Origin of the sequence: Aeromonas sp. FDAARGOS 1416 (assembly GCF_019048085.1) — a bacterium.
GTDB classification, from domain to species: Bacteria; Pseudomonadota; Gammaproteobacteria; order Enterobacterales; family Aeromonadaceae; genus Aeromonas; species Aeromonas veronii.
In genome coordinates, this window is the sequence record NZ_CP077301.1 from 3817525 (window position 1) to 3840000 (window position 22476).

Consider the following 22476-nt stretch of genomic DNA (forward strand, 5'->3'; position numbering starts at 1 on the left):
GGCGGGAGTGGACTATAGGGGCTCAGTGCAAGTTGGTGGCTCTCTTTTTTTAGCTTTTCGGTCAGCGAAATAGCGCACCGCGCTCAGTACAAAAATCGCGACCAATCCCGATAGTCCCTGTTGATGGCCTCTCCTAGACTGGCGGCGAAACATCACAAGAAGACAATCATCATGCAGATTCAAGCAAACACCGTCGGCACACAGGCCGTCGCTCACCACAGTGATGCAACCACAGGGGTTGGCCGGATGGGCCAGCTGGAGGCGCGTCAGGTCGCTACCGGACAAGATGCGATCTTGCTGGGCAACCGCAGCGAGCCGCAGAAAGGGCAGGGGCTGCTCTCGCGATTGGGGGCCCAACTGGCCCGTCCGTTCGTGGCTATCAAGGAGTGGGTCGGCAACCTGCTGGGGAGCGGCAAGAGTGCCGCTGCGCCGAAGGCGCAAACCGCAGCTTCCCCCGAGGATCTTCAGCGTCTGATGAAACAAGCTGCATTTGGTAGCTCGCTGGGTGGCTTTGCCAAGGCGGACGTGTTGAACAACATCGCCGCCGAACAACTGGGCAAGGAGCACGCCACTCTGGCGACCGGCAACGGCCCACTGCGCTCGCTCTGCACCGCGTTGCAGGCCGTTGTCATCGGCTCCGAGCAGCCGCAGCTTCGTGAGTTGGCTGCCGGGCTGCTGGCTCGCCCCATCGCCGGTATCCCGCTCCAGCAGTGGGGCACTGTGGGGGGCAAGGTGACCGAGCTGCTCGCCAGTGCCACCCCCGAACTGTTGCAGGAGGCGATGAGCCAGCTGCACACCGCGATGGGTGAAGTGACCGACCTGCAGCGGGCCGTCAAGGCTGAAATCGCTGGGGAACCGGCGCAAAGTGCGACCACCACTGCGGATGCGGTACCCGTCCAAAGCGGTGAGAGCAAAGGGGCTGCCCGCGAACAGGTCGCCATGGCGCGGCAGACCCCGGCCACCGGCTACAAGCTGGCGCTGGATCTTATCAGCTATCAGGCCAGCTACCTGCTGCGGGATCAAACCTCGACCGAGGTGACCCTGAGCAGCAGCGATCTCAACGCCCTGCATCAACACATTGCCGATGGCTCCATCAACAGTTCCCACATGGCCAAGTTGCAGACCCGCGGCGATCTGCAAACCCTGCGTACTCTGGCGCTCTCTCTGGCCAGCGGCAGCGACGCCAAGGGCTCTTCCCTTGGTCATGCCCTCGACAGTCTCGCCTCGGCGCGTCCCAACCAGCGGTTGGTGCTGGGCGGCCTGATGCAGTTTGCCGGTCAGACCGATCAGGCGTGGGTGAACCATACGGCTGGCAAGCCGGAGGATCGGCTCGATGCCGGGGCGCGACTGCGCTTTGACACCGGCCATATGCAGGCGGAGCTGGGGCGTCTCGGCGACAGCGAGGCACGGCAGGTGCTGCAACAGCTGGAAGGGGCTTTTGGTGATCGGGCCAGGGCTATCTGCGACTTCGCGGTGGCTCAGGTCTCCGGCTTTGCCGATAGCGAAAGCAGTCCTGAGGCCGTGCTGGTCTCCCGCCTGACCCGCATAGGCAATCTGGTGGGCAGCCTGACCGATGCGCTCAAGGAGCGGCTGCAACTGCCCGGGTCCGCCCGTGGCGAGCCGACCATGATCGACTCCGCCAGCCAGCTGACACCGCTCGAACTGGCTGCGCTGGCCCATATCGGCGTCGATGAGAGCTATCTGTAAATCGTCAGCACACAGCCCCTCGGGGCAAGGTGATATGACATAAAAACGGACACCCTCGGGTGTCCGTTTTCTTATTTTGGCGGGAGTAGGCTGAGGGGAGCAGGGCATGCCGATTTGCTTACAGGCTGGCGAAATCTACTTCGGGCAGGTTTTCAAAGCCGGGGCGGGCAAACAGATAGCCCTGCATCAGGCTGACACCCATCTCCCGCAGGCAGGCCATCTCTTTGCGGGTCTCGATCCCCTCCGCCAGCGGGGTGATCTGCAGCTCGGCAAACAGGGCCAGACAGTGGCGCACTATGGCTTGCCGGGTCGGGTCATGGTCGATGCCGCGCAGCAGGTGCATATCGAGCTTGACGATATTGGGGTGAAAATCGGCCAGCAGGTTGAGGCCCGAGTAACCGGCGCCAAAGTCATCGATCGCCGTCTTGAAGCCGAGGGCCTGATAGTGATCGACGATACCGCGAAGATGCTGGCTATCCTGCACCTGCTCCACCTCGGTCAGCTCGAACATGATCTGCTCGATGGGGAAGTGATGCTCGCGGGCCGCCTGCAGGGTGGTGCGGATGCAGCGCTCCGGGCGGTAGACCGCATTGGGCAGAAAGTTGATGCTCAGCATGCCCCGCATATCGAGCCGGGCGGCCAGTGCGATGGCCTTGATGCGGCACAGCTGATCGAAGCGGTAGCGGTTGTCGTCGTTGACCCGGGCAATCACGCTCTGCGCCGGTTCGTTGTGGATCCCCCGCACCAGCGCCTCGTAGCCGAAGACGGTGCGCTGGCTGCAATCGACGATGGGCTGGAAGGCCATGGTGAAGTCGAGATCTGCTTTCTCCTGACACAGCTGGCAGATGGCGGGGGACGGGGCGGCAGGTATATCCATGACTCTCCTCTCGGGGCGTGGCGGCGCTGGACACTGTCTCAAATGATAACAGCTCATTACCCCCCTGTAGGTTCGATTAGCGAAGTGTAATCGGACGGTCGAGAAGCTTTGATTGCGGTTGTTACCGTGCAACAGCGTCGGCCAGCTGGAGGGGAAAATTCGGCGGGCTGCATTTTTCGTTGGATACGGACAGTATCTGACCCAACGTGGGGAGACCGGAGGGAAAGGATGACTTCGTTCAACCTTTCAGTCTTTGGGTTTATATGTCTTGACCCTGCTTGCGATACGTTCCCAAACTAAGCCCGTTGTGAAGTTGGTTTGTTCTATATTAAGAACGTATTTTCCTTTAAATCTATATTTTGTCTTGCCAAAACTATCTTTTACTTTCGCAAATACAATTCTGGTGTGGATCCCATCGTCAATTGTTTTTAATATGTGAGCTTTAGCTTTTTCATTATCAACATTCTTCTCGTAAATAGTGGTTTCATCATCAGATATATTATTTTCCCAATCTCCGTTTGGAAATAACTTGGGAAACCAAATGATAGTATTTTCTTCTATCCCGTGAGAGGCTCCTCCTCGTTGCCATCCTGCATAGTTATGACCGAAGCAGTTTACTGCGCTCACTATTTTATCGAAGGCCACATCATCACTTAAGTCAATATAACCGCGTTCTATATATGTCTTGGATGATTGTTCCATGTCTAGGTCCCATTTAATAAAGTTGGATTTCTGCTGTTTCATTTTTCTGATTAGAAGCACAGCCTGCTCAATGTCCTCGTGTAGCTTGTCAATTCCTTTTGAAGTGTCAATTCTGATAATCTGATGTCCAGTGGCATTAATAATATCATTTTCTCTTAGCCGATCATGCTCAACCTGCGTCAAATGGTGAGGCTCATCGACTTCAATATGTAGTGATAATTGAGGAAAGTATAGGTCTGTCAACGCTCTACCATATGGTCTTGCTACATATTGTTGAGTGATGATTTTTATTTCTAAATCATCTAGCAGATGCCAAATTCGAGTTATAACATAATTCTCAAATCGTTTCCCTCTAGTTCTCTCCAGTTGCCAGGAAATAAAATCCAGCTTACCCATTTCACAGCCTTCACTTAATTGTATTGATATGCATAATTATAGCTTGAAATGCAACTTTACAGAAGGGTTGATTAAGCTAGGTTAGGTGTTTGAGATTAAATAGAAACGGAAATTCTTTGGCACAGAAGTGCTTCATGGTTTTATATATTAAAAAGTCGTCTTGAGTGTTAGAAGAGTGAGATGCCAAGCATAGAAAAATATTCATCCCTTTATACTTTGCATAAATCAACCATTCACCCGTAAGGTTGTTCTTATTGGCTCTGTTTTTATAGCCTTCAATGAAAAACTCATGTGCGAATCGAGCTTGCCATCCATGCTTTGATGGATTTGTTTCCTCTTCCGCAATTATCTTTTTGCACAGGGTATCAAATTTTTTGCTGTTTTCAAAATTCAGCCCCCATTCATTTATTAGATTTTTCATGATAAATGCGGGGGTTATAAAATGGGATTTATAAAACCCTTGCAATGGAGGATGTTTGAATCTGTTTTCTGCGGCATGTCGATGGTTTACACCGTCAATCGCCTGCATTAAATCAGTAACCACAAAAGAGCTGAATTTTCTGTTTTTTATCGCATCTGTTAATTGTGATAAAAGTAAGCTGCTTATTCTCGATTCATGTAAACCATAAAATCCAGCGTTGTTTTCTAAATATATAGAAACATCATAATTTGTGATTTTGAAAAGGCTCATTAATTCTGAAGATAACTTGACCATATGTGCCCCCATGAATTTTTAATTAACTATATAGATGTGATGGTGCTATATAAATAAAAAACGGCGCCTCGTGGCGCCGTTTTTAATATCACTCAACCCAACCAAGATCACTGCAGCAGGGAGATATCCGCGACTTGCAGGAACAGGTTGCGCAGGTTGTTCAGCAGTGCCAGACGATTGGCCTTGAGGGCCTCGTCATCGGCCATCACCATGACTTCGTTGAAGAAGGTGTCGACCGGCTCGCGCAGGGCGGCCAGACGGGTGAGGGCAGCCTGATAGTCACCGGCAGCGAACAGCGGGGCCAGTTCGGCTTGCAGTTCGGCAACCTGGGTGGCCAGCGCCTTCTCGGCGGCATCGACCAGCAGTTCCGGTTTGACGGCAGTCGGCAGTTCGCCTTCGACCTTGGCCAGGATGTTGCTTACGCGCTTGTTGGCGGCAGCCAGTGCCAGTGCGGCATCCAGCGTGCGGAAGTGGCTGACGGCCTTGACGCGACGATCGAAGTCGAGCGGACGGGTCGGGCGGCGGGCCAGTACGGCCAGCACCACGTCGGCACCGATGCCTTCGTCCTGATAGGCGGCGCGGAAGCGACCCAGCATAAAGTCGACCACGTCGGTAACGACGGTTTTGTTGGTCAGCTTGTCGCCGTAGACGCGTACCGCTTCTTCAACCAGTTCAACCAGATCCAGATCCAGCTGCTTCTCGGTCATGATGCGCAGGGCACCGATGGCGGCGCGACGCAGAGCGAACGGGTCTTTATCACCCTTCGGCAGCATGCCGATGCCGAAGATACCGGCCAGGGTGTCGAACTTGTCGGCCAGCGCGACGGCGCAGGCAACCAGACCGGACGGTAGGGCATCACCGGCAAAGCGCGGCATGTACTGCTCGTTGAGGGCCACGGCCACTGCTTCGTCTTCGCCATCGTGACGGGCGTAGTGCATCCCCATGACACCCTGGGTGTCGGTGAACTCGCCAACCATGTTGGTCATCAGGTCACACTTGGAGAGCAGACCGGCACGCTTGGCCTGAGCTACGTCGGCACCGATGCGCTCGGCGATAAAGCCGGCGACGGTCTCGATGCGCTCGACCTTGGCCTTGACGGTGCCCAGCTGTTGCTGGAACAGCACGGTTTCAAGGCGCGGCAGGCGGGAGGCCAGGGTTTGTTTGAGGTCGGTCTTGAAGAAGAACTCGGCGTCAGAGAGACGGGGACGAACCACCTTCTCGTTGCCGCTGATGATCTGGCTCGGGTCTTTGGACTCGATGTTGGTGACGAAGATGAACTTCGGCAGCAGCTTGCCGCTCTTGTCGTAGACCGGGAAGTACTTCTGGTCACCCTTCATGGTGTGCACCAGCGCCTCGGCCGGCACGGCCAGGAACTTCTCTTCGAAGTTGGCGGTCAGCACCACAGGCCACTCGACCAGGGCGGTCACTTCTTCCAGCAGGGCGTCGTCCAGATCGGCCACGCCACCGAAGGCGGCAGCAGCCGCTTCGACGTCAGCCTTGATCTTGGCCTTGCGCGCCATGAAGTCGGCAATCACCATGCCGCGCTCCTGCAGGATTTGCGGGTACTGGCTGGCGTTGTCGATGGTGAATTCGCTCTCGCCCATAAAGCGGTGGCCGCGAATGGTGCGGGCAGAGTCGATACCCAGAATGTGGGCGGGAACCAGCTCGCCATCCAGCAGCAGGGTCACGGTGAAGACCGGACGTACGAACTGGATGGTCTTGTCGCCCCAGCGCATCATCTTGGGGATCGGCAGCTTGGCCAGTGCAGAGGCAACCAGTTCACCCAGCAGATCGACGGCCGGACGGCCTTCGACCTTGGCGGTGTGAACCAGCCACTCGCCCTTGTCGGTGACCAGACGCTCGGCCTGCTCAACGGTGATGCCGTTGCCACGGGCCCAGCCTTCAGCAGCCTTGGTCGGCTTGCCTTCGGCATCGAACGCCTGCGCTACGGCCGGGCCGCGCTTCTCGACGCTCTTGCTCGGCTGTTCGCCGGCCAGCTCGCTTACCTTCAGCGCCAGACGGCGCGGTGAGGCAAACCACTCGACGTCGCCGAAGGCCAGATCGGCCTTGGTCAGTTCGGCTTTGAAGTTGTCGGCAAAGGCTTCGGCCAGGGAGCGCAGGGCTTTGGGCGGCAGCTCAGCAGTACCGATCTCTACCAGAAATGTATGTTGTGCCATGTCCGTTCCTTAACCTTGCTTGTTCTCACTGCGCTGACACATCGGGAAGCCCAGCGCTTCGCGGGAGGCGTAGTATGCCTCTGCCACGGCCTTGGTCAGGGTGCGAATGCGCAGGATGTAGCGCTGACGCTCGGTGACCGAGATGGCCTTGCGGGCATCCAGCAGGTTGAAGGAGTGAGCGGCTTTGAGGATGCGCTCGTAGGCAGGTAGCGGCAGCGGTTTTTCCAGTGCCAGCAGGTTCTGGGCTTCCTTCTCGTACTGCTCGAAGCAGTGGAACAGGAACTCCACATCGGCGTGTTCGAAGTTGTAGGTGGATTGCTCCACTTCGTTCTGGTGGAACACGTCGCCGTAGGTGGTCTTGCCCAGCGGGCCATCAGACCAGACCAGATCGTAGACGCTGTCTACGCCCTGAATGTACATGGCCAGACGCTCGAGACCGTAGGTGATCTCGCCAGTGACCGGCTTGCACTCGAGGCCGCCCACTTGCTGGAAGTAGGTGAACTGGGTCACTTCCATGCCGTTCAGCCACACTTCCCAACCCAGACCCCAGGCACCCAGCGTCGGGTTTTCCCAGTTGTCTTCCACGAAGCGGATGTCGTGGATTTCAGGATCCATGCCCAGCTCTTTCAGGGAGCCCAGATAGAGTTCCTGAATGTTGTCGGGAGAAGGCTTGATGATCACCTGGAACTGGTAGTAGTGCTGCAGGCGGTTCGGGTTTTCACCGTAGCGGCCGTCGGTCGGACGGCGGGACGGTTGCACGTAAGCGCAGGCGATGGGCTCCGGGCCCAGGGCACGCAGACAGGTCATGGGGTGGGAAGTACCGGCACCCACTTCCATATCCAGCGGCTGAATGATGGTACAGCCCTGGCGGGACCAATAGTCCTGCAGCTGCAGGATCAGGCCCTGAAAGGTTTTGACATCGAATTTTTGCATAATTTTTTTCGCGCGAAGTGAAAATCAGAGCAAGATTTGCTGAATGTGAACCGAGGGAGTATACCGTCTGGCATGGTCGGATAATAGGCGAAATTGCAGCGGATTCGCGGGATGGTGCTGCGCTGTGGCTGGTCGGGTGGGATGTCCGGTATATGATGTGAGCAGTGCCGCCTGTAGAGTGGCCAGGGTCGGGTAAACCGCTGAAATAACGAGGGAGAGGAAATGGAACTGCGCTGCGCCTGGGTGACCAAAGACCCGGAATACATTGAATACCATGACAAACAGTGGGGCAGGCCGGTCTATGACTCGCGCGAGCTGTTTGCCAAGCTCTGCCTCGACGGCCAGCAGGCGGGGCTGTCGTGGATCACCATCCTCAAGCGCACCGAGAGCTATTACCGCGCCTATGCCGACTTTGATCCGCAGCGTATCGTGCAGTTCGACGAGCAGGATGTAGAGCGGCTGATGCAGGACAGCGGCATCATCCGCAACCGGCTCAAGGTGCAGTCGATCATCAAAAACGCCCGCGCCTATCTGGCGCTGGAGGCCGAGGGCATCGACTTCGTCGATTATCTGTGGAGCTTTGTCGGCGGCGCCCCCATCGTCCACCAGCGCCAGGGCAACGGCGATATTCCGGCGACCTCGCCGGAGTCGGATGCCATGTCGAAAGCGCTCAAGAAGCTCGGCTTTACCTTCGTTGGCAGCACCATCTGTTACGCCTTTATGCAGGCGGTAGGGATGGTGAACGATCATCTGGTCAGCTGTCCTTGCCACGCCGAGTGTCAGTTACCGCGCTGACAACCCGCCGATTGCCCAAAAAAACACCACTCTCGCCATCTGTTCAGGCTTGCGTCAGACAATGGCGTGCCAGCGCGTTACAATCCGGCCCCCGGCATGGTGCCGGATTGTTTTCACAGAGGTTTTTTCATGCGAGCCAAGATCCTGGTGCCAGCTCTGGCACTGACCGTTGCCCTGAGCGGCTGTACCACCAACCCCTACACAGGTGAATCCCAGACCTCCAAAGGTGCCTGGGGCGCGCTGGCTGGCGCCGCTGCCGGTGCGGCCGTAGGTGCGCTCTCCTCCAGCAAGGGTGACCGCAAGAAGGGCATCCTTACCGGCGTTGCTGCCGGCGCGGCGCTGGGTGGCGGTATCGGCTACTACATGGACGTGCAGGAAGCCAAGCTGCGCGAGAAGCTGCAGGGCACCGGCGTCAGCGTGACCCGCAATGGCAATGAGCTGATCCTCAACATGCCGAACAACGTGACCTTCGACAGCTCCAGCTCCCAGCTGAAAGCGGCCGGTGCCAACACCCTCTCCGGTGTGGCCATGGTGGTTGCCGAGTTCGACAAGACCCGCCTGAACGTGGTCGGTCACACCGACAGCACAGGTTCCCGCGAGCTGAACATGAAGCTCTCCCGCGATCGTGCCGATGCCGTTGCCGCTCAGCTGATTGGTCAGGGCGTAGCAGGCAGCCGCATCTCCACCACCGGCGTGGGCCCGGATCAGCCGGTTGCTACCAACAGCACCGCCGCTGGCAAAGCCCAGAACCGTCGCGTGACCATTACCCTGACCCCGACCGCCTAAGTCGTTCAGGTTTCGGTAACGAAAAGGCCCCGCCAGTGATGGCGGGGCCTTTTGCTATCTCAAGCTCAAGCCGGGAAAGGCTTAGACAGCTGCAGTCAGCTGCACTTCCACCTTGTAGCCCTCGTGGGCGAGGCGGGCCTGTACGCAGGCGCGGACTGGTGCAGTGCCTGCCGGGATCCAGGCATCCCACTGCTCGTTGAAGGCGGCGATGTCACCAATGTCTTTCAGATAGATATTGGCCATCAGGATCTTGTCGATGCCGGAGCCGTTGGCTTCCAGCAGGCGCTGCAGGCTTGCCAGCACTTCGCGGGTCTGCTGGTGGATGTCGGCCTCTTCGCTGACGGGCACTTCCACCACGTAGAGGGTGCCATTGTGGATGACCGCGTCTGACCAACGCTGGGTGGTGCCGATTCGGGTAATGGTTGTCATTGAGTGCTCCGGTGCGTGGGCTTATTGACCCTTGCGGATCAGATAGCGGTAGGGGGCCTGCTCTGTCTCGCTGGCGACCAGGGTGTGATCCATAAAGCGGCAGAAACTGGGGATGTCGCGAGTGGTTGAGGGATCGTCGGCGCTGACCAGCAGGGTCTCGCCATCCGCCATCAGCCGCACTTTCTTGCGAACCATCATAACGGGTTCCGGGCAACGAAGCCCGATTGCGTCCAACTCGTGGGTTGCGCCGCAGAATAAATCACTCATCTATTATCAACCTTCAACCTATTCGGCTGCCAATGATACTCAGGGCTAAAAAATAATCAAACAAACGCCCCATTAACCAGCATATGTAACCGAAATGTTATTCGGCCCTATCCAGCTTGCGCCGGACGAGTAATATAAAAATTGAACCATATTCAACAAGGAGGTGAATATGCAGGTCTCCTACGGCAGATTACAAGCCTATGCAGGCATGGGGTTCTTGTCCTTCGCCATGATAGTGATGGGCAGCCCGATCGGGAACACCGGTACCTGGTTCGGCTCCATGGTGATGGTCGGGTTGGGGCTCTGGATCGAGCTCAGCGATTACTATGACGAGGATGAGGACGAGAACGATCAATCCTGAATCGGATGACGATTCAACAACAAAGGCGGAGCAATTCCGCCTTTGTCATTTCTGCCGTTTGGTAATGTGCCCGAATCAGCGGGTCGAGCGCATCGCCCGCTCCAGATGCAGCGCCGTCTGCTCCGGGTTGGCCTTGGGGTCGTTGAAGAAGTTGCTCAGCACATCGAGGATCGCCTGCCGCATATTGGTCGGCGTCGCCATCCCTTCCGCCATGCTGGGCAGCAGGTTGTCCTGCTTTTCCGCCAGCAGGAAATCCTGATAGGAGCGGACGGCGCAGCGGTCGAACTTGCTCATGTCGGGATTGGTCAGTGCCGGGATCGACCCCTTCACCCGATTGAACTCTTCCTGAAATTGCGGCGTCATCAGCAGTTGGGCCAGATCCCCCTGCGCCTGCAGCTGGGCTGGATCCCGCTGTTTGAACATGGCGATGGAGTCGAGGTTATAGCTGAATAGTCCGGCGCTTCCCGGGCTCGGCAGGCAGGCGATATCCTCACCCGGCCGGTAGTTGCCCGCGCTCAGCTCCCCCTTCACCCAGTCCCCCATCACCTGCATGGCGGCGCCACCGCTCTCCAGCAGGTTGGTGGCCTGATGCCACTTCAGACCGGCGTATTTTTGCGGCACATAGGCGCGCAACTGCTGGAAGCGGGTCAGCACCCGCACCATGTCGGGGCCGGTCAGGGTGGCGCTGTCCTGCTCGAGGAACGCCTTGCGATAGAATTCTTTACCGCCCTCACCGAGTGCCACCGTTTCAAACAGTACTGCCAGCTGCCAGGGCTCGTTGCCGATGGCGAGCGGGGTGATGCCCCGTTTTTTAAGCTGGTCGGCGACGGTGACAAACTGGGCCCAGTCGGTGGGTGGAGTCAGCTTGTTGCGCTCGAAGATCTTGCGATTGAGCCACAGCCAGTTGACCCGGTGGATGCCGGTGGGCACCGCCATCAGGGCGCCATTCTGGCTGAGGGTAGCACGCACCATGGGCGGCATCTGACTGTACCAGCCGAGGTGTTCGGCCATCGGGCTGAGATCGCGCAGGAAGCCGAGCCCGGCCCACTCCTTGAGCTCATACCCCTTGAGGTGGGCCGCTTCGGGCGGGTTGGCGGCCAGTGCCCGGCTCTTCAATACCGTCATGGCACTCTTGCCGCCGCCGCCCTGCACTGCAAAGTCGTTCCACTGGTTGCCCTGTTTGGTCCACTCGGATTTGAGCACTTCGACCGCTTTCGCTTCGCCGCCGGACGTCCACCAGTGCAGTACCTCCACCTGGGAGGCAGCAACGGGAGCAGAGAGCAGGGCGATGACAGAAAAAGACAACCACTTCATAAGGTTACTGCCTTGGTAGGGAGAGCGTGGCCTGCAGGCCACCTTGCGGACGATTTTCCAGCACCAGATCGCCGCCGTGGGCGTGGGCTATGTTGCGGGCGATGCCAAGGCCGAGGCCGGTGCCAGCCTGATCGGTGCTGAGCCGGTAATAGGGTTCGAAAATGCGCTCGAACTGATCGTCCGGCAGGCCGGGGCCCTCATCCATGATAAAGAGGATCAGCATCTCCTCGTCATCCATGATGATGATGCGCACTTTCTGGCCGTACTTGATGCCGTTGTCCACCAGATTGCCGATGCAGCGCTTGAGCGCCAGCAGCTTGCCGCGATAGGGCCACTTGCAGTGCCCCTCGATGGTCAGCCGCTCGTCGTGCAGGTTCATCGACTCCGCCATCTGCTCCAGCAGGGCGTTGATGTCGATCTCCTCGATATTCTCGTGAATGTCGGTCTCTTTGACCGTTTGCAGCGCCCCTTTCACCATCAGCTCCAGCTCGTCGAGATCCTTGTTGAACTTGGCGATCTGTACCTCGTCATCGAGCAGTTCGACCCGCAGCCGCAGCCGGGTGATGGGGGTCTTGAGGTCGTGGGAAATTGAGCTGAACAGCCGCTCTCTATCGTCGATATAGCGACGAATGCGGTGCTGCATGATGTTGAAGGCGCGGGTCGCCGCGACGATTTCCGATGCTCCTTCCTCCTTGAGCGAGGGTTGGTCGATATCCTTGCCCAGATTCACCGCCGCCTTGGCGAGACGGCGCAGCGGCCGAGTCTGCCAGCGCACCAGCATAAAGGTGAAGAAGCAGAGGAACACCGTCATCAGGGCGATGAAACGCACCTGATTGCTCGGCATCACGGTATCGTCGAGGGTCATGTAGGGGGCGGGCAGCAGTGCCGCCAGATAGAGCCACTCCCCCTTTTCAATCTCGATCTGGGTCACCAGTACCGGTGGATTGAGCGGCTCCAGCGACAGGGTGTAGCGGGCCCAGGAGGAGGGGAGATCCGCCAGCAAGGTGTCGTTGTTGAAGACGTGGAGGTCATCGGGTCGGGAGAAATCCACCTTGATCGCCATGGCGTCGGAGAGCTTGCGGGTCAGCACTCCCTGCACCTCCTCCAGCACCTGCGTCTTGCGTTCGCTGTCGGGGATGGCGTTGATGTGGATCTCTTCCTCGTTGAGCGAGACGAAGAAGCGGCTGCCCCCCATGTTGCGCAGCTGGTCCAGCGCGATATGGCGGTACTGCAGCGGCAGGGATTTGAAGAAGTTGACGGTGGAAGCGGCAGACATGGCGAGGTTGCGGGTGGTGCTGAGCATCCCCTCCAGCTCCCGCTTCTGGATCTGCTGCATCCAGATGCCGGTCAGAATGGTCTGGGAGAGCAGGATGGCCAGCAACAGCAGCAGGATCATCCGTGACAACAGGGAGCGGGGCACCAGCACCCCCCAGGACCACTTGTTGCTCATGGCAGCTCGTGCACCTCGGCAATCAGCATGTAGCCACTGCCGCGAATGGTCTTGATGATGCGCGGGCTCTTACCGTTATCGCCCAGCTTCTGGCGCAGACGGCTGATCTGTACGTCGATGCCACGCTCCATCGGCAGGCTTTCGCGGCCGCGGGTGGCATCCGAGATGGTGTCGCGATCCAGCACCACGCCGGGCTGTTGCAGGAACATGCCGAGCAGCATGGCATCGCTGCCGGAGAGATCCAGCAGGCTGCCATCGTCATGGGTCAGCTGGTGGCTCAGGGTGTCGAGGGTCCACTCGGCAAAACGCAGGCGGCGGCTCGGCTCTTTCTCTTTTTCCGGCTGGCGGAATTCGGCGCGGCGCAGCAGCGCCTTGATGCGGGCCTGCAGTTCGCGGGGGCTGAACGGCTTGGCGATATAGTCGTCGGCGCCGAGTTCCAGGCCGATCACCCGATCCGCTTCGTCGGAGGCGGCGGTCAGCATGATGATGGGCACCTGGGAGTCACGACGGATCTGCTGGCAGAGGGTAAAACCGTCCTCGCCGGGCATCATGATGTCCAGAATAATCAGGTCCGGGCTGTGCTGGGCGAGTTGCTGACGCATCTCGTTGCCCTCCGCTGCCGTCAATACCTGAAAGCCCGCCCGGGTCAGGTACTCATTGAGCAGCTCGCGGATCTCTTGGTCGTCATCGACGATCAGCAGTTGTTTGCTCATTGACATATGTATGTGCATCCACCCATTTTTTTGTGCAGATTGAACCTGTCGGGGGAGTAAAAAGCAAGCAAGCCCCCCATCTAATGTGAGGTTTAAGGCAATAACAGCCTATTGATAAGATTAAAACGAAAAAAGGCCGACCCAAACGGGACGGCCAACAGACAGCTTCTGACCACTGACGAGCACCCCGTGTGGCGATCGTCACAGACTTGAAAAGGGGCCAGTCAGACTGGCCCCGAAAAGGGACAACTCTCAGTAGTGCACCCCGTCGATCCGGCTGGTTATCACACCCGTTCAAACACGGTGGCGATGCCCTGACCCAGACCGATACACATGGTGGCAACCCCCAGGGTGGCATCCTTCTCCTCCATCAGATTGATGAGGGTGGTGGAGATGCGGGCGCCGGAGCAGCCGAGCGGGTGACCCAGCGCAATGGCGCCGCCGTTCAGGTTGACCTTCTCGTCCACCTGATCCTGCAGACCCAGATCCTTCACGCAGGGCAGGGACTGGGCAGCAAACGCCTCGTTCAGCTCGAACAGGTCGATGTCGCCGACAGTCAGACCGGCACGCTTGAGTGCCTTCTGGGTGGCCGGTACCGGGCCGTAACCCATGATGGCGGCGTCGCAGCCGGCGATGGCCATGGCACGAACCTTGGCGCGCGGCGTGAGGCCGAGGGCCTTGGCGCGATCCGCGCTCATCACCAGCATGGCGGCGGCGCCATCGGACAGGGCCGAGGAACTGCCGGCGGTGACGGTGCCGTTGACCGGGTCAAACACCGGGCGCAGCTGGCTCAGGGTTTCGACCGTGGTCTCCGGGCGGATCACCTCGTCATAGTCGTATAAGAAGCGGGCGCCGCTGGCGTCATGGCCTTCCAGCCCGACGATCTCCTTGGCAAAACGCCCTTCCACGGTGGCGGCGTGAGCGCGGCGATGGGAGCGGGCGGCAAACTCGTCCTGCTGTTGGCGGCTGATGCCGTGCAGCTTGCCGAGCATCTCGGCGGTCAGCCCCATCATGCCGGAGGCTTTCGCCACCGACTTGGCCATGCCGGGATGGAAGTCAACGCCGTGGCTCATCGGCACGTGACCCATATGCTCAACGCCGCCGATGATGAAGATATCCCCATCACCCACCTGAATGGCGCGGGAGGCGTCGTGCAGCGCCTGCATACTGGAGCCGCACAGGCGGTTGACGGTGACCGCCCCCACCTGCTTCGGAATACCTGCCAGCAGTGCGGCGTTGCGGGCGATGTTGAAGCCCTGCTCCAGGGTCTGCTGCACGCAGCCCCAGTAGATATCCTCGATCTCGTTCGGGTCGAGGTTGGGGTTGCGCAGCAGGATGGATTTCATCAGGTGCGCGGACAGATCTTCTGCACGCACGTTGCGGAAGGCGCCGCCCTTGGACCGGCCCATCGGGGTCCGGATACAGTCGACAATGACTACGTCTTTCATGAATGGATCTCCTTTCCGCAATCAGTAGAAGGTTTTGCCCTGGGCGGCCATCTCGCGTAAGCGGTCGCTGACGCGGTAGAGCGGGCCCAAGTCGGCATACTGGTCGGCCATGGCCACGTAGCGATCCAGACCAATGGTGTCCAGATAGCGGAACACGCCGCCGCGGAAGGGAGGGAAGCCCAGACCGTAGACCAGTGCGATGTCGGCTTCGGCTGGGGTGGCAACAATGCCCTCTTCCAGACAGAGCACCACCTCGTTGATCATCGGGATCATCATGCGGGCGATGATGGCTTCCTTGTCGAAATCCTGTTTCGGCTTGGCAATGGGGGCCAGCAGCTCGTAGCTGGCGGCGTCGGCCACCTTCTTCGGCTTGCCCTTCTTGTCCTGCTCGTAGGCGTAGAAGCCCTTGCCGTTCTTCTGACCGAAGCGGTTGACCTCGTACATCACGTCGATGGCGGTGCGACCTTCCTTGCTCATGCGTGCCGGGAAACCCTGTGCCATCACGTCGCCGGCGTGGTGGCCGGTGTCGATGCCGACCACATCCAGCAGATAGGCGGGGCCCATGGGCCAGCCAAACTCCTTCTCCATTACCTTGTCGACGGCGGCAAAGTCGGCGCCATCGGCAACCAGTTTGTTGAAGCCGAAGAAGTAGGGGAACAGCACCCGGTTGACGAAGAAGCCCGGGCAGTCGTTGACCACGACCGGCGACTTGCCCATGGCGGCGGCATAGGCCACCACGCGGTTGATGGTTTCGTCGGAGGTCTGCTCGCCGCGTATGATCTCCACCAGTGGCATGCGGTGCACCGGGTTGAAGAAGTGCATGCCGCAGAAGTTCTGCGGGCGCTTCAGCCCCTTGGCCAGCAGGGAGATGGGAATGGTGGAGGTGTTGCTGGCGAGCACGGCGTCTTCGCCGATGATCCCTTCCACTTCGCCCAGTACGGCGGCTTTCACCTTGGGATTCTCGACCACGGCTTCGACCACGATGTCCACGCCTTTGACGTTGTCATAGCTGAGGGTCGGGGTGATGGCAGAGAGCACCTGGCCCATCTTGATGCCGTCGATGCGGCCCTTCTCGAGCTGGCCGTTGAGCAGCTTGGTGGCTTCGCCCATGCCAAGTGCCAGCGCCTTCTCGTTGATGTCCTTCATCACCGCCGGAATGCCCTTGCTGGCAGACTGGTAGGCGATGCCGCCCCCCATGATGCCGGCACCCAGTACGGCAGCATGGCCAGTGGCCTTGCTCGCCTGCTTGGCCGCCTTCTTGGCCAGCGCCTTGATGTGCTGATCGTTCAGGAAGATACCGACCAGCGCCTTGGCGACATCGGTCTTGGCCAGCTTGATAAAACCCTGTGCTTCAACGACCAGCGCTTCGTCACGGCCCATACCTGCGGCGGCCTCGACGGTTTTCACCGCGCTCATAGGCGCCGGATAGTGTTTGCCCGCCACGGCGGCAACCATGCCGGCGGCGGTGGTGAAGCTCATCATGGCTTCCAGTTTGGAGAGGCGCAGCGGCGCTTTTTTGGCGGCGCGACGGCTCTGCCAGTCCAGCTTGCCCGCGATGGCGCCCTTGACCATCTGCAGCGCAGCGCTCTGCAGCGCGTCGGGGGCGACCACGGCGTCGATGGCGCCCACCTTGAGGGCGTCATCGGCACGGTAATCCTTGCCGGTGGTGATCCACTCCAGCGCGTTGTCGGCGCCGATTACCCGCGGCAGACGGACTGTGCCGCCAAAGCCCGGCATGATGCCGAGTTTGGTCTCGGGCAGGCCGATTTTGGCGCTGGTGTCGGCCAGACGGAAGTCGGTTGAGAGAATGGTCTCGCAGCCGCCGCCCAGAGCGTGGCCCTTGATGGCGGAGAGGGTCGGAACCGGCAAATCTTCGATGGCGTTGAAGATGTCGTTGGCCTTTTTCAGCCAGCCGAGCAGATCTTCTTGTGGCAGATCGAACAGTTCCAGGAATTCGGTAATGTCGGCACCGACGATAAAGGCGTCTTTGCCGGAGGTGAGGATCAGACCTTTTAGTTCACTTTCTTGTTGTAATGCGGCGATCGCTTCGCTCAGGGAGAGCAGGGTAGCGCGATCCAGCTTGTTGACTGAACCCGGGGCATCAAACCTCAGCTCGGCGATGCCGTTTTCGAGGTAGCTGACCGACAGGGTTTCGCCTTGGTAGATCATGAGAGTGTCTCCTTGTTCCCACTCAGTGGGGAGTGGTGCTCCTTAATCCCCAGCAGGGGGCGAGGCTCACTATTGATCCAAAAGGAGACATTTTCAACACCTATTTAAAACATTTGTTTAACAGATCTCGAGTAAAAGCTCTTCATCACAGAACAGGTACAAGAGAGGCGCCTTGCGGCGCCCCGGATAGATGTGAGTTTGTTATCAACTGGCCAGTTCCGGCCGGTTGCGATACTGGTTCAGCACCTCGGGATCGGCGAGGGCGTGGGTATTGTTGACCGGTCTGTTGTGCACCACTTCCCGCACTGCCAGTTCGACGATCTTGCCGGACTTGGTGCGGGGGATGGCATCCACCTGCAGGATGCGGGCGGGCACGTGGCGGGCGGTGCAGTGTTGCTTTATCTGCTGGCGGATCCGCTCGCGCAGCGGCTCATCCAGCTTGCAACCCGCCTTGAGCTTGACGAACAGCACCACCCGCTCGTCCTGCTGCCACTGCTGGCCGATGACGATGCTCTCTTCCACTTCGTCGAGCTGTTCGACGTAGCGATAGATCTCGCTGGTGCCGATGCGCACGCCGCCCGGGTTGAGGGTGGCGTCGGAGCGGCCGTAGAACAGAATGCCACCGGTCGGGGTTAGCTCAATCCAGTCGCCGTGGCACCAGATGTTGTCGAACCGTTCGAAGTAGGCGGCGTGGTACTTGTCGCCATTTTCGTCACCCCAGAAGTAAATGGGCTGGGCCGGGAACGGCTTGGTACAGACCAGTTCGCCCTTCTCCCCCTGCACCGGCTGGCCCGCTTCGTTGAATACCTGCACCGCGAGACCGAGGCCGCGCCCCTGACTCTCGCCGCGATAGACAGGGCTGAGCGGGTTGCCGATGACGAAGCAGGAGCAGATATCGGTGCCGCCTGAGATGGAGCTGAGCTGCACATTCTGCTTTATCTGCTGATAGACGTAGTCGAACCCCTCCGGCGACAGCACAGAGCCGGTGCTGCAGATCAGCCGCAAGTACGGCAAGTCGTGGCTCTTGATGGGGGCATAACCCTGCTTGTGCAGCGCATCAAGATATTTGGCCGAGGTACCGAACAAGCTGACCTGCTCGTCACGGGCGAGATCCCACAGCACATTGCCATCCGGGTAAAATGGCGAGCCGTCATAGAGCACCAGGGTGGCGCCGGAGGCGAGGGCGCTCACTAGCCAGTTCCACATCATCCAGCCGCAGGTGGTGAAGTAGAAAATTCGCTCCCCCGGTTTGATGTCGCAGTGCAGTTGGTGCTCTTTCAGATGTTGCAGCAGGGTGCCGCCAATCCCGTGCACGATGCACTTGGGTTTGCCGGTGGTGCCGGAGGAGTAGAGGATATAGAGCGGGTCATTGAAAGCCATCGGCTCGAAAGCGAGCTGGGCACCGTGCTGGCTTGCCAGCACTTGCTGCCAGTCGTGACCAAGCTGCAGCGGGTTGCCGAGCAGCGGGATCATCACCGTCTGCTCTATGCTGCCGATCTGGCTGACGACCCCTACTACTTTGTCCTGAATATCGATAGCTTTGCCGTTGTAGCGATAGCCATCCACCGCAAACAGCACCCGCGGCTGGGTCTGGCCGAAGCGCTCTACCACACTGGCTTCACCGAAGTCGGGGCTGGTGGAGGTCCAGATCGCCCCGAGACTGGTGGTTGCCAGCATGGCTACCACGGTTTCCGGAATATTGGGCAGATAGGCGGCGACCACATCGCCACGACCAATCCCCTGATTGCGCAGCCATTGAGCCAGCCGGGCAACCTGATCACTCAGTTCACCCCAGCTAAGAGTACGGCTTGGACTTCCTTCGATACGGGAGATGATGGCCGGGCTCTCGTCCTGACGGCGCAGCAGGTTTTCGGCGAAGTTGAGGCTGCTGTCGGGGAACCAGCGGGTGCGCTGCATATCCTGACGGTTCTCCGCCACTATGTTGCCGAGCTCGCCCTTGACGCCGCAGTGCTGCCATACCAGCGGCCAGAAACGGGTGGTCTTCTCCACCGACCATTGATAAAGCTGCGGGTAGTTCTGCAACTGCAAGCCGTGGAAACGGTTCACCTCCGCCATAAAACGGTAGAGGTTGGATTGCTGTATCCCGAGCGGATCCGGTTGCCACAGGCAGAGGTTGTCCATGAGTAATCCCTGACTTCATGTATCTACCGGCAGTGTATTGAATTGTTTTTGATTTGTTAATAATTGGTTTTCTGTTGATAACAAACACGTTTGTAACGTATGCGTTACCTCACGAAGCGGCAGCTTGACGGGTCGAGCCGCCAAGCGCTTGATGTTATGCTGCAATCACATTCACCTCGGAGCAGGACGCCATGAGCAGCTACAGCCAACTTTTTGCCCAGCACCTCGATACCTTGCAGCAGCGCACCCGCGATATTCTGCAACAACAGGGGCTCAGCGGACTGGCCATCCACTCCGGCCAGACTCACCGCATCTTCCTCGATGATCAGGATTACCCGTTCAAGGTAAACCCGCATTTCAAAGCCTGGTTGCCGGTGCTGGACAATCCCCACTGCTGGCTGCTGGTGGACGGGGTGAACAAACCGGTATTGCTGTTCTACCGCCCGGTGGATTTCTGGCACAAGGTGGCGGATCTGCCCAATGCCTTCTGGGTCGAGTTCTTCGATATTCGTTTCCTGACCCGGCCGGAACAGGTGGCCGACCATCTACCTGCCAACAAGCAGGAGTGGGCCTATCTGGGGGGCCATCTGGAAGTGGCCGAGCTGCTGGGGCTGACCCAGCCCAATCCGGAGGCGGTGCTCAACTACCTGCACTATCACCGCGCCTACAAGACCCCCTACGAGCTGGAGTGTCTGCGCGAGGCGAACCGGATCGGGGTTCGCGGCCATATCGCCGCCAAGGACTCTTTTATGGCGGGGGCGAGCGAGTTCGAGATTAATCTGGCCTACATGAAGGCGGTCGGGCAGGGGGCCAATGAGGCGCCCTACGGCAATATCGTCGCCATCAACCGCAATGCGGCCATCCTTCACTACACTCATTTGTCTGCCGTGCGGGTGCCGGATGCGGAGCGCCACTCCTTCCTGATCGATGCGGGCGTCGATTTCCACGGTTATGCCTCCGACATCACCCGTACCTGGGCGTGGCGTCGTGGCGAGTTTGCCGATCTGATTGCAGCCCTCGACGAGCAGCAGCAGGAGATCATCAAGGAGATCAAACCGGGTCGCCGCTACAGCGAGCTGCATCTGCAGATGCACCACAAGCTGGCGCGCCTGCTGCAAGCGACCGAGCTGGTGGATATGTCGGTAGACGAGATGATCAACACCGGGGTGACCAACGTCTTCTTCCCTCACGGCCTCGGCCACTTCCTCGGTTTGCAGGTACACGATGCGGGCGGTTTCATGCAGGATGAGCGCGGCACCCATCTGGCGGCGCCAGAGCTGTTCCCCTATCTGCGCTGCACCCGGGTGATGGAGGTGGGTCAGGTGTTCACCATCGAGCCGGGTCTCTACTTCATCGACAGTTTGCTGGAGCCGCTGCGTCAGGGTGAACAGGGTAAACGGGTCAACTGGAACAAGGTGGAGGCACTGCGGCCGTTCGGCGGCATCCGCATCGAAGACAACATAGTGCTGCACGCCAATGGGGTGGAGAACATGACCAGACAAGCAGGACTCTGATGGCGGCAGCGTACTCCATTCCGGCTGCCCCGCTGGAGTTGACCGAAGAGATAAAGAAGAGCCGCTTCATTACCCTGATCGCCCACACCCCGACCGTCGAGGCGGCCAAGGGGTGGGTCAACGAGATCAAGCGCCAACATCCGGCCGCTCGCCACCACTGCTGGGCCTTTGTGGCTGGTGCGCCGCAAGATAGTCAGGTTTATGGCTTCAGCGATGACGGCGAACCTTCCGGTACTGCGGGCAAGCCGATCCTGGCCCAGTTGATGGGCTCGGGGCTCGGTGAAATCTGTGCCGTGGTGGTGCGTTACTACGGCGGCATCCAGCTTGGCACCGGTGGGCTGGTCAAAGCCTATGGAGGCGGCGTCGGTGCCGCCCTCAAGCAACTGCCCACCCTGCTCAAGGTGCCACGCACTCCCTCTCTCATTCACTGCGATTACGGTGACATGGGGACGGTCGAGTCGCTGATCAGTAGCCATAATGGCGAATTGCTGGCGGCGGATTACGGTCAGCAGGTCACCTTGCAGGTGGCGTGGGAGTCCTCGGTTTGGGCTCAGGTGGACCGTGAATTGACCGACCGGACTCATGGGCGGGTATCCCTCAGCCCCTTAGATGGCTAGAATCCATCGCTCTTTAATTGGGGAAAGGGAGCTGTAATGCACATTCTGAGCATTATTCGCATTGTTGGCCTGCTGGTTGCACTGTTCAGCTCGACCATGCTGTTGCCTGCACTGGTGGCCTTTGGCTATCGGGATGGTGGTGGTGCCGAGTTCGTCAGCTCTTTTCTGATCGCCCTGCTGCTCGGCGTGGTGCTCTGGTTTCCCAATCGCTACCACAAGAAGGAGATGCGCTCGAAAGAGGGCTTTCTGATTGTGGTGCTGTTCTGGACCGTGTTGGGCAGTGTGGGGGCGGTGCCCTTCATCATGAGCGATGTGCCGGATATGTCGGTCTCGGAGGCCTTCTTCGAATCTTTTTCCGGCCTGACCACCACAGGCGCAACGGTACTGACCGGGCTCGATAATCTGCCCAAGGCGTTTCTGTTCTATCGCCAGTTGCTGCAGTGGCTGGGGGGCATGGGGATCATCGTACTGGCGGTGGCCATTCTGCCACTGCTGGGTATCGGGGGTATGCAGCTCTACCGTGCCGAGATCCCGGGGCCGGTGAAGGATACCAAGGTGACGCCGCGCATCGCCGAAACGGCCAAGGCGCTCTGGTTCATCTATTTGCTGCTGACCGCGCTCTGTGCCTTGGCATACTGGCTCGCCGGAATGACGTTGTTCGATGCGGTTTGCCATTCGTTCTCGACTCTGTCGGTCGGTGGCTTCTCTACTCACGATGCCAGCATCGGTTTCTTCAACAGTCCGGTCATCAACCTGATTACCGTGGTGTTCCTGCTGCTGGCCAGCGTGAACTTTGCGCTCCACTTTACCGTCTTCTCTCACCGCCCGGTTCGGCTCGGGCGCTACCTCTATGATTCTGAACTCAAGGTGTTCCTGGCCATTCAGGCGACCCTGGTGATGATCTGCTTTGTCGCCTTGCTGACCCACGGACACTACGCCACCTGGCAAGAGGCGCTCAACCATG

20 protein-coding genes (1 of these 20 only partly in view) are annotated in these 22476 nt (G+C 59.0%); 7 read left to right on the forward strand and 13 right to left on the reverse strand.

Annotation, left to right across the window (positions count from 1 at the left end; genetic code table 11):
* Positions 1–171 precede the first annotated feature (171 nt).
* Positions 172–1707, forward strand: coding sequence for an ADP-ribosyltransferase (locus I6L46_RS17330; RefSeq protein ID WP_216976504.1), 1536 nt, complete (start codon positions 172–174; stop codon positions 1705–1707).
* A 118-nt stretch (positions 1708–1825) separates the two neighbouring features.
* On the opposite strand, the gene I6L46_RS17335 is transcribed toward I6L46_RS17330, so the two are convergent.
* The 5 genes from I6L46_RS17335 to glyQ all read right to left on the reverse strand — a co-directional run bounded on the left by I6L46_RS17335 (position 1826) and on the right by glyQ (position 7507).
* Complete coding sequence (locus I6L46_RS17335; protein WP_216976506.1) at positions 1826–2584, reverse strand: EAL domain-containing protein; 759 nt, start codon at positions 2582–2584, stop codon at positions 1826–1828.
* Positions 2585–2830: 246 nt separating this feature from the next.
* Positions 2831–3682, reverse strand: coding sequence for an AbaSI family restriction endonuclease (locus I6L46_RS17340; RefSeq protein ID WP_216976508.1), 852 nt, complete (start codon positions 3680–3682; stop codon positions 2831–2833).
* A gap of 76 nt (positions 3683–3758) precedes the next feature.
* On the reverse strand, positions 3759–4397 hold the full coding sequence (locus I6L46_RS17345; protein WP_216976510.1) for a hypothetical protein: 639 nt from the start codon (positions 4395–4397) through the stop codon (positions 3759–3761).
* A 107-nt stretch (positions 4398–4504) separates the two neighbouring features.
* Positions 4505–6574: a glycine--tRNA ligase subunit beta gene (gene glyS, locus I6L46_RS17350; protein ID WP_216976512.1), complete on the reverse strand. Its 2070-nt coding sequence runs from the start codon at positions 6572–6574 to the stop codon at positions 4505–4507.
* A 9-nt stretch (positions 6575–6583) separates the two neighbouring features.
* Positions 6584–7507: a glycine--tRNA ligase subunit alpha gene (glyQ, locus tag I6L46_RS17355; RefSeq protein ID WP_005339464.1), complete on the reverse strand. Its 924-nt coding sequence runs from the start codon at positions 7505–7507 to the stop codon at positions 6584–6586.
* A gap of 222 nt (positions 7508–7729) precedes the next feature.
* Here glyQ and I6L46_RS17360 point away from each other — a divergent pair, with 222 nt between their 5' ends.
* Both I6L46_RS17360 and I6L46_RS17365 read left to right on the forward strand, forming a co-directional pair.
* The gene (locus I6L46_RS17360; protein WP_216976514.1) at positions 7730–8302 is read left to right on the forward strand and encodes a DNA-3-methyladenine glycosylase I; all 573 of its coding nucleotides are present in this window, start codon (positions 7730–7732) and stop codon (positions 8300–8302) included.
* Between the two features lie 129 nt (positions 8303–8431).
* Positions 8432–9088 carry an OmpA family lipoprotein gene (locus I6L46_RS17365; protein WP_042054666.1) on the forward strand — a complete coding sequence of 219 codons (657 nt, stop codon included), beginning with the start codon at positions 8432–8434 and terminating at the stop codon, positions 9086–9088.
* An 81-nt stretch (positions 9089–9169) separates the two neighbouring features.
* On the opposite strand, the gene I6L46_RS17370 is transcribed toward I6L46_RS17365, so the two are convergent.
* Both I6L46_RS17370 and tusA read right to left on the reverse strand, forming a co-directional pair.
* A complete protein-coding gene (locus I6L46_RS17370) occupies positions 9170–9517 on the reverse strand; it encodes a RidA family protein (RefSeq protein WP_216976516.1) in 348 nt (115 codons plus the stop codon).
* 21 nt (positions 9518–9538) lie between these two features.
* Positions 9539–9784, reverse strand: a complete 246-nt coding sequence (tusA, locus tag I6L46_RS17375) for a sulfurtransferase TusA (protein WP_005339470.1) — start codon at positions 9782–9784, stop codon at positions 9539–9541.
* A 169-nt stretch (positions 9785–9953) separates the two neighbouring features.
* Between tusA and I6L46_RS17380 the strand changes: the two genes are divergently transcribed.
* Positions 9954–10145, forward strand: coding sequence for a hypothetical protein (locus I6L46_RS17380; RefSeq protein ID WP_005339471.1), 192 nt, complete (start codon positions 9954–9956; stop codon positions 10143–10145).
* 75 nt (positions 10146–10220) lie between these two features.
* Here the strand turns inward: I6L46_RS17380 and I6L46_RS17385 are convergent, their stop codons facing one another.
* From I6L46_RS17385 to I6L46_RS17410, 6 genes are all read right to left on the reverse strand, one after another.
* Positions 10221–11459, reverse strand: a complete 1239-nt coding sequence (locus tag I6L46_RS17385) for an ABC transporter substrate-binding protein (protein WP_118854431.1) — start codon at positions 11457–11459, stop codon at positions 10221–10223.
* Between the two features lie 4 nt (positions 11460–11463).
* Positions 11464–12909 (reverse strand): ATP-binding protein, encoded by a 1446-nt coding sequence (locus I6L46_RS17390; RefSeq protein WP_216976518.1) that lies wholly within the window; start codon positions 12907–12909, stop codon positions 11464–11466.
* A complete protein-coding gene (locus I6L46_RS17395; RefSeq protein ID WP_005339475.1) occupies positions 12906–13628 on the reverse strand; it encodes a response regulator in 723 nt (240 codons plus the stop codon). Before I6L46_RS17395 ends, I6L46_RS17390 begins: the two co-directional genes overlap by 4 nt.
* A gap of 278 nt (positions 13629–13906) precedes the next feature.
* Positions 13907–15091 (reverse strand): acetyl-CoA C-acyltransferase FadA, encoded by a 1185-nt coding sequence (fadA, locus tag I6L46_RS17400; RefSeq protein WP_216976519.1) that lies wholly within the window; start codon positions 15089–15091, stop codon positions 13907–13909.
* Positions 15092–17239: a fatty acid oxidation complex subunit alpha FadB gene (gene fadB / locus I6L46_RS17405; RefSeq protein ID WP_216976521.1), complete on the reverse strand. Its 2148-nt coding sequence runs from the start codon at positions 17237–17239 to the stop codon at positions 15092–15094.
* Positions 17240–17443: 204 nt separating this feature from the next.
* Positions 17444–19381, reverse strand: a complete 1938-nt coding sequence (locus I6L46_RS17410) for an acetoacetate--CoA ligase (RefSeq protein WP_216976523.1) — start codon at positions 19379–19381, stop codon at positions 17444–17446.
* Positions 19382–19572: 191 nt separating this feature from the next.
* Here I6L46_RS17410 and pepQ point away from each other — a divergent pair, with 191 nt between their 5' ends.
* The 3 genes in view from pepQ to I6L46_RS17425 are tightly spaced (at most 36 nt apart) and all read left to right on the forward strand, a layout consistent with a single transcriptional unit that may run on beyond the window.
* Positions 19573–20895 carry a Xaa-Pro dipeptidase gene (gene pepQ / locus I6L46_RS17415; protein ID WP_216976525.1) on the forward strand — a complete coding sequence of 441 codons (1323 nt, stop codon included), beginning with the start codon at positions 19573–19575 and terminating at the stop codon, positions 20893–20895.
* Positions 20895–21512, forward strand: coding sequence for a YigZ family protein (locus I6L46_RS17420; RefSeq protein ID WP_040069890.1), 618 nt, complete (start codon positions 20895–20897; stop codon positions 21510–21512). Before pepQ ends, I6L46_RS17420 begins: the two co-directional genes overlap by 1 nt.
* Before the next feature lie 36 nt (positions 21513–21548).
* Positions 21549–22476, forward strand: partial view of a TrkH family potassium uptake protein gene (locus I6L46_RS17425; protein WP_005339482.1) — the 5' portion only. 530 nt of this gene lie beyond the right edge of the window; only the first 928 of its 1458 coding nucleotides appear in the window; its start codon is at positions 21549–21551; its stop codon lies beyond the right edge, outside the window.